Here is a 13,180-nt window from a genome sequence, read left to right as displayed (position 1 = left end):
GCACACCCGTATCCCGGCTTGAAGCGCGGCCCCCGCGCGGCTAACGCGCGAGCCATGTCAGTAACACGCGAAGAAGTGGCCAAGATCGCCTCGCTCGCCCGCATAAGGATGGGCGATGCCGAGCTCGATCGTATGGTCCCCGAACTCAACAATATTCTCGCTTGGGTCGAACAGCTCGGCGAGGTCGATTGCAGCGGCGTCGAACCGATGACCGCAGTCATTCCCAATCACCTTCGCCTGCGCGACGACGTGGTCGATGCCATCCCCGAAACGGGCGGCGGCAGGCGCGACGATGTGCTCGCCAATGCCCCCGCCGCCGAACACGGTTTCTTCGGCGTGCCCAAGGTGATCGAATGATGGCTTGGGCTATTTATCGTCATCCCAGCGAAAGCTGGGATCTGCCTCAGCTTGGCGCGAGCCCGATAGAGATCCCAGCTTTCGCTGGGATGACGGAAGTTTAGAATGACCGACCTCACAAATCTTGGCGTCAAGGCCATCCGCGACGGCGTGACCGGTGGCGATTTCACCGCGCGCGAAGTGGCCGAAGCCTTCAACGCGGCAGTCGCCGAAGCGGCAGACCTCAACGCCTTCATCGTCACCACGCCCGACCATGCGCTCGCCGCCGCCGATACGGTGGACGCAAAGCGCGCGAAGGGCGAACACCTCGGCGCAATGGGCGGCGTGCCCATCGGGATGAAGGACCTGTTTGCCACCAAGGGCGTGCAGACCACTGCGGCGAGCCACATCCTCGAAGGCTTTACGCCGCAGTACGAAAGCACCGTGTCGCAGAATCTGTGGGATGCGGGCGCGGGCATGCTGGGCAAGCTCAATCTCGACCAGTTCGCCATGGGTAGCTCGAACGAGACCAGCTATTTCGGCAATGTCGCTTCTCCCTGGAAGAAAGGCGGCACCAATGCCGCGATGAGCCCGGGCGGGTCGTCGGGCGGTTCGTCCAGCGCCGTGGCCGCGCGCATTGCGCCCGCCGCCACCGGGACCGACACGGGCGGTTCGATCCGCCAGCCCGCCGCCTTCACCGGCATTTGCGGGATCAAGCCGACCTATGGCCGCTGCAGCCGCTGGGGCGTGGTCGCCTTTGCCAGCAGCCTCGACCAGGCGGGGCCGATGGCGCGCAGCGTCGAAGATTGCGCGATCATGCTCGAAGCCATGGCCGGTTTCGATCCGAAGGACGCTACCAGCCTCCAGATGGACGTTCCCGCATGGGAGGCCGGCCTCAATGCGGACCTCAAGGGCAAGAAAATCGGTATCCCGAAGGAATACCGGATGGACGGCACGGATGAGGAAATCCTCAAGAGCTGGGAACAGGGCAAGGAATGGCTGCGCGATGCGGGCGCGGAGATCGTCGATATCTCGCTGCCGCACACCAAATATGCGCTGCCTGCCTATTACATCATCGCGCCCGCAGAAGCCTCGTCCAACCTCGCCCGCTATGACGGCGTGCGTTACGGGTTGCGCGACCTGCCCGACGGAGCAGGCCTTCAGGACATGTATGCCGCCACCCGCGCCGCCGGTTTCGGCGACGAGGTGAAGCGCCGCGTGCTGATCGGCACCTATGTGCTGAGCGCGGGCTTTTACGACGCCTATTACACACAGGCGCAGAAGGTCCGCACGCTGGTGGCGCGCGATTTCGAGAAGGCCTGGGCGCAGTGCGACGCGATCCTCGCGCCGACCACGCCGACGGCGAGCTTCCCGCTCGGCAGCCTCGATGCCGACCCGCTGACGATGTATCTGAACGACGTCTTCGCGGTTCCCGCCAGCCTTGCGGGCCTTCCCGCCATGAGCGTGCCCGCCATGCTCAACGGCGACGGCCTGCCGCTCGGCCTGCAGATCGTCGGCAAGCCTTTCGACGAACAGGGCGTACTGAATGCGGGTCTGGCAATCCAGCAGCGTGCCGGGTTCGACACGCAACCGGAGAAGTGGTGGTAATGCCCGGGGTCGGAATGCTTCTGGTCATCGTCGGGGCGATATTCCTGACCGGTGCGGTTGCGTTCTACATTTCGCGCAACGTCGAGCATGGCGAAGCGCGGTTCGGCCCCGGCGGCGAGCAACTGCCCGAGCATCCGCCGTCTCCCGAGACCAAAGACATGAGCGTGACCGTCACGCAGAGCGAGAAGATCGATGACTAAGTACCGCATCCAGGGCGCAACGGGCGAATGGGAGGTCGTGATCGGCCTCGAAGTCCATGCGCAGGTCACTTCCAACGCCAAGCTGTTCAGCGGCGCTTCCACCGCCTTCGGGGCGGAGCCGAACACGCAGGTCTCCCTCGTCGATGCGGCAATGCCGGGCATGCTGCCCGTTCCCAATCGCGAGTGTATCCGCCAGGCGGTTCGCACAGGCATGGCGATCGAGGCGCAGATCAACAAATGGTCGCGCTTCGACCGCAAGAACTACTTCTATGCCGACTTGCCGCAGGGCTACCAGATTTCGCAGCTCTACCATCCGCTGGTAGGCGAAGGCGCGCTGCATATCGAGGCCGACGAAAAGGCCGGTATCCCGCAAGACAAGGTGATCGGCATCGAGCGCATCCACGTAGAACAGGATGCGGGCAAGCTGATGCACGATCAGCATCCGACCATGTCCTATGTCGACCTCAATCGCAGCGGCGTGGCGCTGATGGAGATCGTTTCCCGACCCGACATGCGCTCACCCGCAGAGGCCGGCGCCTATGTCCGCAAGCTGCGCAGCATCCTGCGCTATGTCGGATCGTGCGACGGGAATATGGAAGAAGGTTCGATGCGCGCCGATGTGAACGTTTCGGTGCGCAAGCCGGGCGAGGAATTCGGCACGCGGACCGAGACCAAGAATGTCAATTCGGTGCGCTTCGTGATGCAGGTCATCGAATACGAGGCCAACCGCCAGGTCGATGTGCTGGAAAATGGCGGCACGGTCGATCAGGAAACGCGCCTGTTCGACCCGAACACTGGAACCACGCGGACCATGCGTTCGAAGGAAGACGCGCACGACTATCGCTATTTCCCCGATCCCGATCTGCTGCCGCTGGAGCTGGAGGACGACTTCCTCGAAGAGTGCCGCGCCAGCCTCCCCGAACTGCCCGATGCCAAGCGCGCGCGCTACGAGACCGAGCTGGGTCTCACGCCCTACAATGCGCGCGAGCTGACCGCCGAGGTCGAGACTTTCGCCCGCTTCGAAACGCTGCTGGCGGCCACCGCGAACGGCATCGGCAAACCCGAACGGGATGTCGCGACGCAGGTTGCCAATTGGGCGCTCTCGGTCGCGCCGGGTGTGATCAAGTCGCTCGGCGAGGAAGCCAATCCCGCCCATGCCACGGCAGAGGCGCAGGCGAGCATCCTCGACATGCAGGCCAAGGGCGAAATTTCCGGCGGGCAGGCCAAGGAAATTTTCGAGATCGTGCTCAAGACCGGTCGCGATCCCGAGGAAATCGCCGAGACCGAGGGCCTCAAGCAGGTCAGCGATACCGGCGCCATCGAAGCCGCCATCGACGAGATTCTCGCCAATAACGAGGACAAGGTCGAGCAGTATAAGGGCGGCAAGGACAAGCTGTTCGGCTTCTTCGTCGGCCAGACGATGAAAGCGATGCAGGGCAAGGCGAATCCGGCGGTGGTCAATCAGATCCTGAAGGACAAGCTGGGCTGACGCCATTGTCGCCCGGTACGGGCCATCTCAGCGTCCCTGATCGAGTCGTCATGTCGCTGGCCGAGCGGGCGCTTGCCCCGGCCCCGTGCGCGAGGTAGCTTCACGGACATTCTTGCGCGTTTCGCGCAGATGGAAGGGGTCTAAATTCCAATGAAGAAAACCGCCGTTGTCGCAGCGCTCATGGCCTGCGCCGCATCCGCACCGCTCGCCGCCAAGGAGGGGATGTTCACCCCCGGCCAGCTTCCCGAAATCGCCGAGGACCTGCGCAAGACCGGGCTCGAGGTATCGCCCGAGGCGCTGTCGGACCTCACCGGTTTCCCCATGGGGGCGATCGTGCAACTCCAGGGTTGCTCGGGCAGCTTCGTGTCGGATGAAGGCCTGGTGGTCACCAACCACCACTGCGCGCGCGGATCGGTGCAGTTCAATTCCACTGCCGAGAACAATTATCTCGAAAACGGTTTCCTTGCCGAAACCAAGGGCGAGGAATTGCCCGCCGCACCCGGCTCGCGCGTTTATGTGACGACCGAAATCAGCGATGTCACCGCGCGCGTGCGCGACGGGATCGACGCCATGTCGCCCACCGAACGCTACGATACGGTCGACCAGCGGGTGAAGGACATCACCGCCGAATGCGAGCAGGCCGCAGGCTTCCGCTGCCTCGTCGCCAGCTTCTATGGCGGCAAGGAATACACGCTTATCAAGCGGCTCGAGGTCAAGGATGTGCGGCTGGTCTATGCGCCCGCCGATGCGGTCGGGAAATATGGCGGCGATATCGATAACTGGATGTGGCCGCGCCACACGGGCGACTTCGCCTTCTACCGCGCCTATGTCGCGCCCGACGGTTCCTCGGCCGAATACTCCGAGGACAACGTCCCCTACGCGCCCGAGCACCACCTCAAGGTGAGCGCGGCCGGGCTCGACGATGGCGATTTCGTGATGGCTGCGGGCTATCCCGGTTCGACCAATCGCTATACCCGTCTGGGCGAGGTGAAGAACACCTTCGAGTGGAGCTATCCGACCTTCGTCACGCTGCTGAACGACTGGATCGACACGATCGAAGCAGCTGCGCCCGAAGGGTCGGACGCGCGCGTGAAATACGAATCCCGCCTCGCCGGGCTCAACAATTTCGAGAAAAACCTGCGCGGCCAGATCGATGGCGCCCGCCGTGTCGGCCTGGTCGATCGCCGCCGCGCGCGCGAGGATGCGCTCAACGCCTGGATCGCCGCCGATGCGTCGCGCCAGCCCTATGCCGCGGCGATCGCCGCGCTCGATGCCCTGTCGGAAGAGAGCGCCACTGCCGCACGGACCAATTTCTGGTACAACAACGCCACCCGCCCGCAATTGCTGAGCGCGGCGCAGCGGCTCTACCGTCTTGCCAAGGAAAAGGAAAAGCCCAACGCGCAGCGCGAAAGCGGCTATCAGGATCGCGACATGGCGTTCTTCCGCCAGGGTCTGCAGGCGCTCGACCGCCGCTATGACGCATCGGTCGACAAGGCCGAATGGCTGCTGTTCCTCAATGGCTATCTCGCACAGCCCGAGGCGGAGCGTGTGGCAGCGTTCGACCAGGCGCTGGGCCTGACCGGCGTGGACGATGCCAAACAGATCGATGCCATCGTCGATGGCTATTACACGGGCACATCGCTCGACGAGAGCGACACGCGGCTCGCGCTGATGGATGCCACTGCTGCTGAGCTCGAGGCGAGCGACGATCCATTCATGAAGCTGGCGATCGCGCTCTACACCTACGAGCGCAAGCTGGAAGACGAGAGCGAAGAGCGCTCGGGCCGCGCACTGGCGCTGCGTCCGGCATACATGGGCGCGATTACCCAGTGGCAGCGCGAGCAGGGCCTGGCGACCTATCCCGACGCCAACAGCACGCTGCGCGTGACCTACGGCACGGTCCTCGGCGGCTCGCCCAAGGACGGCATGGCCTATCTGCCGTTCACCACGCTGGAGGGCATTCTGGCAAAGGATACCGGCGTGGACCCGTTCAATGCGCCCGAGACACAGCTCAAGGAAATTCGCGAGAAGGACTATGGCGGCTACGCGCTCGACAGCATCGGCTCGGTGCCGGTGAACTTCCTGTCGGACCTCGACAGCACCGGCGGCAATAGCGGCTCGGCCACATTGAATGGCCGCGCCGAACTGGTCGGCCTGCTGTTCGACGGCACGTTCGAAAGCGTCAATTCGGATTGGGATTTCGATCCGCGCACCACGCGCACGATCCATGTCGACACGCGCTACATGCTGTGGGTGATGGACAAGGTCGACGGGGCACACGGCCTGATCGCGGAAATGGACGTGGTGCGGTAAACCCAGCACCCATTCCATTACAGCATAAGGGCCGTCGGATCAGTTCGGCGGCCCTTCTTCGTGCCTAGCCGCCCTCGATGAGTGCATCGGCGACGACGTAGGTCTCGGGTCCGAAGGAGATCGTGATCCGGTCATCGGCGCGCAATGAAGAAAAGTCCCATCCGGCGGATCCGTCCGCCTCCGCACTGTCCGCTCCGGATGGAGTGGTGCCGTTGAAGAAGATCGCGCGTTTGCTCCCATCGGGCTTGGTGACCTCCACGAGATGCGTGCCATCGTCGCCCCAGTTACGCTTGACGCCGGCTTCGCAGCTCTGGTCCGGCGGGGCATTGTCGAACCCGCACGGCAAGACTGTCGTGGCGTTGTAATCGGTGCCAGCGACCATCGCATCCCCATCTCCAGTGGCAACCGTGGGGACCATCCCTGCATTGGCATCGCCCATGGGTACGCTGACGAGGCGTACGCCATCGACATTGCCGACGATGGAGCCGCCGAGTGCTTCGGCCGAAGCGTCGCTTGGGCAACCGACGAGGACGGCACTGTCGTCGAGATAATTCGAAGTGGCCGCGCTTTCGCCAAGATTGCGGCAGGGATCGCCTTGACCGGGATAGCCATCGCCGAAGGGGGCCAGGCTTTCCGGTATGACCGCAAGCTCCTCGCTGCCATCAACCGCGCCGCCACAGGCGGCAAGGGCGAGCGCCGAAGCGCCCGCCACAATCAGCCTGCCGTGCCTCACGATCAGCGACACTGCGGATGCCGACCGATATCGCGGAGATCGTAGAACCGGCCATCGGCGATAGTAACCTGCACGCATTGACGGCCCGCCCGGTCGTACTGGATCGAGTAGCGCGTATTTCCGCTGGTGAAATTGTCCACTTGGCGGAACCCGCGCCGCTCAAGTTCGCTCATTCCGCCGGCTGCACGGGCATTGCGCAAATCCTTGAACCGTGCCGCAGGGCGATAACCGCCATGGCCGTGGTGGTGCGAAAGATTCGCGCTGCGCTGCTGCACGCCCGCTGAATACCCATTCGAATAGGCGTTCGAGCGGTCATAATTGTGATACGGGGCATTGTGGAGCCCGTCGTTATAGCCGCGCTCGTAATGCTGTTCGTCTTCGACGCTGTCATGATGGCGGTTATCGTCGTGGTGGTGCGACTTGTGACTGAGCAGTGCCCCGAGAATGGCAGCACCGGCCACCGCAGCCACCGCCGTTCCTGCGTTGCCTTTGTGATGCCCGCAATCCTGGTCGGAAGCATCGTTGATGGTCATCACGCGGCCATCGTAAACCTCGACATTGACGCAATCGTCATCGGCTTCGTCCCACCAATAGCTGTAGACATAGCCCATGTCGTTCTTGTGCGTGGAGACGTGGGAGAAGCCGCGGTCGCGGAGCTGGCGTTCCCCGTCTCGGCCGTAGGATCCGTTGATATCGACCAGCTGGCTCGCCTTTTCGGCCATTACGGGCGTAGCAACCAGCGCGGCTGTGGCGGCGGTGGCAACGAGCTTCGTCAGTGATTTGCGCATGTCGTACTCCTCCTCGGCTGGCAATAACCCTGCCAGCGAGTTCCAATGCGACCGTGCGATTCTGTTTATAAGCTCAAGAAATCATGAAGGCGATGCCTTGGCAAGGGCGTTAGGGTTCGCCGCAGGCGGGCACGAAAAAGGGCGCCGGGATCCGCTCCCGACGCCCTTTCGCGTGACTGTAACAGCCGCTTAGCCCTGGCGCTGGCCGGTCAGCGGCATGTCGCCGAACGCGCCGGCATTGACGGTGCCGGTCATCTGATCGCCATTCACAGTGGCGGTGCAGTTGAGCGTCATCGGCATCGGCACGGTCATGTCCATCTTCCACTTGAGCGTGTCGCCGCCTTCGATGGTGCCATCGGTGATGTCCATCGAACCCATGCCGCCGGCCATCGAGCCGGTGAAGCTGTTGCCATCATCGCCGGGCACGACGGTCAGCGTGCCCTTCTGGTCACCCATCGGGCTCTTGACCACGGTGTCATAAGTACCTGCTACGGACATGGATATTCCTTTCTTCGGTTGAGAATGCGAGTGGGCTTTCAATCGGGATTACTTACACGATTGTCAATTACTCGCTCGCGCCCATTTCCACGCGTTCGACCGGCAGCCCAAGCTGTTCGAGTTGCGGGGCGACGATTTCCGCATCGCCCACCACGACCCATACGAACCGATCGGGATCGATCGCCGCGCGAGCTGCGGCATCGAGGCTTTCGGTCGTCTGCGCACGATAGCGGTCCGCCAAACGTTCGTAATGATCGTCCGGACGACCGTAGAGCGCATTGGTCTGCATAGCCCGCAGGATCGCGCCGGACGTTTCGAACTGGCCGGGCAATTCGCCGATCTCCGCGGTCACTATCCGGGTCAGTTCCTCGTCGCTGACACCGTTGGTGCCCAGAAACTCGCTCGTTTCGCGAATGAGTTCGGCCAGTGCATCGCCGGTACGGTCTGCTTGAACCGGCGCGCGCACGGTGTAGGCAACGGCCTTCTCGTTGGTCAGCGGAGCGCCCCGGACACCATAGCTCCACCCCTTCGCCTCGCGCAGGTTCATATTGAGCCGGGCGAGGAAGTTCCCGCCAAGTGCATTGTTGGCATTGAGGAAATCGACATAGGTTTCGTCACGCGCATCGGCCGGGGTCATCTGACCGCCATAGATGTAGCTCTGCGGCGAATTGGGCCGGTCGACCAGGACGATACGGCTGGCTTCGGCTTCTTTCGGTTGGGTTGCGAAGGCTTTTTCACCCTTGGCAACCGTCGGCGCCTGCCAATCGCCGAACACGGCATCGAGCGCGGTCACGATTTCGTCGATCGGCCGATCGGAAACCACGAACACCTCGCCATTGTCGGGCCGGATCCAGCGGTTCTTGAACCCGGTGATGTCGTCCCGCGTGATCGAGCGGAGCGAGGCCACCGTTCCATTGCCCGGCCCCGCATAAGGGCTGTTCTCGCCATAAATCAGCGGAGCCGCCGTACGCGCCGCAATCGATGCGGGTGTGCGCAGTTCCTGCTCGACACCGGTGATCTGCTGGGCGCGCACACGCTCGACCTCTGCGGAATCGAATGCCGGGTTGCGCACGATATCGGACAAGAGCTCGAGCGAGGGCACTAGGTTGGCCGACAGGGCGGAAAGCGTGAAGCTGGACCGATCGGCCCCTCCGCCTAACGAAACATCCGCTCCCAAGCGCTCGCCCGTTTCGGCAATCTCGCGTGAACTCAGGCTGGTCGTGCCTTCTTCGAACAGGCCCAGCGTAAGGCTTTCCAAGCCGCGCTTGTCCAGCGGATCGGCGGCGCTGCCGGCGTCAAAGGACAGGGTGACGTAAGTCGCCGGAACGGCATCGCGCATCGCGTAATGGAGCGTCATGCCGTTGGCGAGCGTCCGGTGCTCGACATCGGGAAAGTCGAGTTCGGCGATAGAAGCGATCGGCGGGGCCGGCCTTACCTGCGTGACGGTTATCTCGTCGTCGGCGGCTTCGCTTGCGGAACCCCCGTCGCTTGCGGCAACGCTGGCGGCTTCTTCATAGTCCGCATCGCGCTCGCCCGGCTCGAGGACCAAGGTCATGGCCGGCCGCGTCATCCAACGCTGCATCGCGGCCTGCACTTCGGCAGGAGTGAGCGTCGCCAGAATCTCGAACTGACGGGCGTAGAAATCGGGGTCGTCGGCCAGCACCTCGCCCGAAGCGAGCGTAACCGCTTTGCCGCCGCGGCCACCGACCTGTTCGAGCCCGCGGATGGTGTCCGCCACCGAACTGGTCGCTGCCCGGCGGACTTCGTCTTCGGTCGGGCCTTCGGCGATGAACTGATCGACCAGTTCGTTGAGGCGCCGTTCCACCAGCGCCGGATCGGCATCGGGAGCGGCGGTGGCGGAAACGGTGAGAATGCCGACGCGCTGGAAGGCATAATTGCCGCCCGAAACGCCCACGGCGATCTTCTCGTCGCGCACCAGCGCATTGTCGAGACGGCTCGACGACAGGCCGCCGAGGATCTGTGCCCCGACGGTGAGCGCCGTCAACTCGCGGTCCGAAATGCCGGGCGCGGTCCAGTATTTGTTGATGCTGGTCGCTGCGACCTGATCGCGCATAACGGTGCGGACATCCTCGGCAAGCTCGGGAACATTGGCCTGGGCGGGATTGTTCACCGGGCCGCGCGCGATGGGGCCGAAATATTTTTCGACCAGCGGGCGTGCTTCGGCTGCCGATACATCACCCGCGAGCACCACCGTGGCGTTGTTCGGGCCGTACTTGTCGCGGAACCAGTCCCGCACGTCTTCCATGCTGGCGCTGTCGAGATCCGCCATCGAACCGATCGGCGTATGGTCATAAGGGTGCGGGGCGGGGAAAAGCGTTTCGACGATTTCATAGAAGATCAGGCCGCCGGGCTGGTTATCGCCCTGACGCTTCTCGTTCTGAACCACGCCGCGCTGATTATCGAGCTTGGCTTGCGTGACCGCGCCGAGCAGATAGCCCATACGGTCGCTTTCGAGCCACAGCGCGCGTTCGAGCGCGGGTGTCGGCACGGTCTGGAAATAGTTCGTCCGGTCGAAATTCGTCGTGCCGTTATAATCGGTGGCACCCATTTCCTGGAGATACTGGAAATAGTCGTTGGGCGCGTTTTCCGACCCGTTGAACATCAGATGTTCGAACAGATGCGCAAAACCCGATTTGCCTTCGGGCTCGTCCTTCGAACCGACATTGTACCACACGGCGACCGCGACGACGGGCGCCTTGCGGTCGGTATGGACGATGACGTCGAGCCCGTTATCGAGCGTGAATTTCTCGTAGGGAATGTCGACTTCGTCGACCAGCTCGGTCAGCGCGGCCGGTTCCGCGTCAGCGGCAGTTGTTTGCGCATGGGCGGCAGGGGCGATGCCCAGACCAGGAGTTGTGGTGCCCATGCCCAGGGCTAGGGCGAAAATGCTGGCGGTCAGAAAATGCTGTCTGCGCATGATACCTCGATATTCGATTCGGTTTTTCAATGGGGTTTGACGCTACGGCTTCCGGGCCGGTTCGTCACGGTCTTCCGGCTCGCTGCATTCGCTATCGCATCTTCGCGCCAGAAATTGACCGGCTTCAAGCGATGCTGGATGAACAGCGTAGCCTGATCGACATAATGCGGCGATGTCGGGCGCGTGGTGGCTGCGCCAAAGGGCTGGATCGATTGCGACCGCACGCGTTTCCCCGGAGCCCATTCGACGAACTGAATGAAGCTGTCCCCGTGTTTGACCGATAGCCGACCGTCTTCCTCCACCTCCCAGGTGGTCGACGCGCGCAATGTGTCCGAACCGCCATCCAGGGGCAGGTCGACATCCCCCTGCCGCAGGCGCAGCAAGTCCCCCATGGGCGGATCGATCCGGCCGAAATATGTGTTGAGATGATCGACCGACCATTCGAGCTGCTCGCGAACGTCGGGCAAGGGCTTGTTCTGATATTCGGCGGACATGAATTCCTTGATCATCAGCAGTGCCAACGCATCGCCCGGGCCGACATTGTCGGCGGTGAAGTCCCAGTCGACCAGCAATGCGCGGGCACGGCCGAGCTCGCTGTCGGGATCGAGTTCGAGCCGTTCGAGCGCATCCCACAGGTCGGCGACATATCCTTCGCGCTCGTAGGCGGTATCGTATTTGATCTGCTTCAACCGATCGAGCGTTATCGGCCCATCCTCGCTCATCAGCTTCCACGCCCGGCGCGAGCGGTTGGTCTGTTTGAGCTCCACCCCCAGTTCGGGCGGGACGGTGTCCGGCGCCAGATCGCTGCCTTCGCCTGCGGCCGTGAAGGGCGTGTTGTTGGCATTGTAGAGCCAGCCCGAAGCCGGATTGATATATTTCGGCAGGGCTTCGTAAGATACCGGCGCGTTCCACAATGCCTTGGGATCGTCGCCCGGCAGGACGCCGCGCCAGTCATATCCCTTGGCCCGATCGGGCAGGGCGGCATTATAGACATAGGCGATATTGCCCCCCTCATCGGCGTAGATGAAGTTGGTGGAGGGGATATCCATCCGCGCCAGGATAGCCTGCCATTCCTCAAGCGTTTCCGCCTTGTTGAGCCGGTAATAGGCGTCGAGCTGTCCCAGATTGTCGATCCCGCCATAACGGATGGCGAAAGCACCCCTGTCGTTCTTGATGACCGGGCCGTGGACGCTGCGATATACCGTTCGCCGGACGGGGAGGACCACCGGCCCGAAGCGCACCGGAAGCGTGACCGTCTCTTCCTCCAGGTCGAGCCAGCGATCCCCCATGCGGTATTTCCTGCCGCTGTCGTCGAGCACCAGCTTGTACACGTCGGTCATGTCGGGCCGATTGACTGTATTGGTCCAGCCCAGATGTTCGTTATGTCCAAGGAAGGGAAACGGACTGCCGGGGAAATTGGCGCCGGCATAATGCCAGCCTTCGCCGCTTTGGACCACGAGTTCGTACCACGCCACGCCCCCGCGCCATGGCTGGTGACTGTTGGAGACGAGACGAGTCACGCCGTCGCCCGATTTTTCCGGCGCGATCGCAAAGGCGTTCGATCCCGCCAGAGCACCGTCTTCGCCCCAGGGCAATGGGTAGGCGCGGGCCTGGGCGGGGATTTCTTCCGCTCCGATGGATGGCCCGAATTCGGGCCAGAGGTCCTCGCCCGCAACCAGCGGTTCGATGGTGTTGTTCAACCCGAAGAAGAAGGGCTGGCGCAAGGCAAAGCCGACGGCAACGTCCATGCCGTCAACTGGAAACAGATTTGCGAGCTTGATCTCTTGCGGGTGCGCCTCCGCATAGTCGTTGAGGCCCGTGGCGTAGGCTTCGAACAGCGCGCGCGTGTCTTCCGGCAGGTCGGGGTAGTTTCGTTCCGCAGTCCCGCGCGCATCGAGCAGGTGGTAGACATAGTCCACCGCCGCGCCATCGGGTCCGGCAATGGCGCCATACCGCCCGCGCGCCATGGCGATGACGTCTTGCAGCGTGAAGAAATCGTCTTCGGAATGGGCAATGGCGACACCATAGGCCACGTCGGCATCCCGTTCGCCGTAAATGTGCGGAACACCGAACTCGTCGCGGATGATTTCCGCCGTATAGCTATCGTTCGACTGCGCGACATCGCCCCGCTTGGCGAAGAACGGCTCCCAGGTGGCCAGTCCGACGAATGCCACCAGCACGAGTAGGAGCAGCACAAGGCCGATGCGGCCCAGCAATTTTGTCATAAAAATCCGTCCTCTGTTGCAACCGGCCTAGCGAGGAGGCGGTCGAGACGCA

The 13,180-nt window shown here is 63.0% G+C and carries 10 protein-coding genes; 5 read left to right on the top strand and 5 right to left on the bottom strand.

The window, feature by feature from the left end; translation table 11 throughout:
- Positions 1-54: 54 nt before the first annotated feature.
- From gatC to L5849_RS07095, 5 genes are all read left to right on the top strand, one after another.
- Positions 55-357 carry an Asp-tRNA(Asn)/Glu-tRNA(Gln) amidotransferase subunit GatC gene (gatC, locus tag L5849_RS07115; protein ID WP_115416124.1) on the top strand — a complete coding sequence of 101 codons (303 nt, stop codon included), beginning with the start codon at positions 55-57 and terminating at the stop codon, positions 355-357.
- Positions 358-462: 105 nt separating this feature from the next.
- Complete coding sequence (gene gatA, locus L5849_RS07110; protein ID WP_236924986.1) at positions 463-1,944, top strand: Asp-tRNA(Asn)/Glu-tRNA(Gln) amidotransferase subunit GatA; 1,482 nt, start codon at positions 463-465, stop codon at positions 1,942-1,944.
- Positions 1,944-2,144, top strand: coding sequence for a hypothetical protein (locus L5849_RS07105; RefSeq protein WP_115416126.1), 201 nt, complete (start codon positions 1,944-1,946; stop codon positions 2,142-2,144). The genes gatA and L5849_RS07105 overlap by 1 nt, the downstream gene beginning before the upstream one ends.
- Positions 2,137-3,633 carry an Asp-tRNA(Asn)/Glu-tRNA(Gln) amidotransferase subunit GatB gene (gene gatB, locus L5849_RS07100; protein WP_236924985.1) on the top strand — a complete coding sequence of 499 codons (1,497 nt, stop codon included), beginning with the start codon at positions 2,137-2,139 and terminating at the stop codon, positions 3,631-3,633. Before L5849_RS07105 ends, gatB begins: the two co-directional genes overlap by 8 nt.
- 150 nt (positions 3,634-3,783) lie before the next feature.
- Positions 3,784-5,946, top strand: a complete 2,163-nt coding sequence (locus tag L5849_RS07095; protein WP_236924984.1) for a S46 family peptidase — start codon at positions 3,784-3,786, stop codon at positions 5,944-5,946.
- A 64-nt stretch (positions 5,947-6,010) separates the two neighbouring features.
- Here the strand turns inward: L5849_RS07095 and L5849_RS07090 are convergent, their stop codons facing one another.
- The 5 genes from L5849_RS07090 to L5849_RS07070 all read right to left on the bottom strand — a co-directional run bounded on the left by L5849_RS07090 (position 6,011) and on the right by L5849_RS07070 (position 13,128).
- Positions 6,011-6,691, bottom strand: coding sequence for a hypothetical protein (locus tag L5849_RS07090; RefSeq protein WP_236924983.1), 681 nt, complete (start codon positions 6,689-6,691; stop codon positions 6,011-6,013).
- Positions 6,682-7,467, bottom strand: a complete 786-nt coding sequence (locus tag L5849_RS07085; RefSeq protein ID WP_236924982.1) for a hypothetical protein — start codon at positions 7,465-7,467, stop codon at positions 6,682-6,684. The genes L5849_RS07090 and L5849_RS07085 overlap by 10 nt, the downstream gene beginning before the upstream one ends.
- Positions 7,468-7,656: 189 nt before the next feature.
- Positions 7,657-7,965, bottom strand: coding sequence for a hypothetical protein (locus tag L5849_RS07080; protein ID WP_115416130.1), 309 nt, complete (start codon positions 7,963-7,965; stop codon positions 7,657-7,659).
- A 67-nt stretch (positions 7,966-8,032) separates the two neighbouring features.
- On the bottom strand, positions 8,033-10,903 hold the full coding sequence (locus L5849_RS07075; protein WP_236924981.1) for a pitrilysin family protein: 2,871 nt from the start codon (positions 10,901-10,903) through the stop codon (positions 8,033-8,035).
- A gap of 26 nt (positions 10,904-10,929) precedes the next feature.
- A complete protein-coding gene (locus L5849_RS07070) occupies positions 10,930-13,128 on the bottom strand; it encodes an acylase (RefSeq protein WP_236924980.1) in 2,199 nt (732 codons plus the stop codon).
- Between the last annotated feature and the right edge of the window lie 52 nt (positions 13,129-13,180).

This window comes from Erythrobacter sp. SN021 (genome assembly GCF_021864455.1).
The sequence above is the reverse complement of the archived record's forward strand: the minus strand, read 5'-3'. Positions and strand labels throughout refer to the sequence as shown.

Excerpts from the sequence above, each read along its gene's own strand:
- gatB (WP_236924985.1), top strand. The coding sequence starts at position 2,137 with ATGACTAAGTACCGCATCCAGGGCGCAACGGGCGAATGGGAGGTCGTG.
- gatA (WP_236924986.1), top strand. The coding sequence starts at position 463 with ATGACCGACCTCACAAATCTTGGCGTCAAGGCCATCCGCGACGGCGTG.
- gatC (WP_115416124.1), top strand. The coding sequence starts at position 55 with ATGTCAGTAACACGCGAAGAAGTGGCCAAGATCGCCTCGCTCGCCCGC.
- L5849_RS07095 (WP_236924984.1), top strand. The coding sequence starts at position 3,784 with ATGAAGAAAACCGCCGTTGTCGCAGCGCTCATGGCCTGCGCCGCATCC.
- L5849_RS07075 (WP_236924981.1), bottom strand. The coding sequence starts at position 10,903 with ATGCGCAGACAGCATTTTCTGACCGCCAGCATTTTCGCCCTAGCCCTG.
- L5849_RS07080 (WP_115416130.1), bottom strand. The coding sequence starts at position 7,965 with ATGTCCGTAGCAGGTACTTATGACACCGTGGTCAAGAGCCCGATGGGT.
- L5849_RS07105 (WP_115416126.1), top strand. The coding sequence starts at position 1,944 with ATGCCCGGGGTCGGAATGCTTCTGGTCATCGTCGGGGCGATATTCCTG.
- L5849_RS07085 (WP_236924982.1), bottom strand. The coding sequence starts at position 7,467 with ATGCGCAAATCACTGACGAAGCTCGTTGCCACCGCCGCCACAGCCGCG.
- L5849_RS07070 (WP_236924980.1), bottom strand. The coding sequence starts at position 13,128 with ATGACAAAATTGCTGGGCCGCATCGGCCTTGTGCTGCTCCTACTCGTG.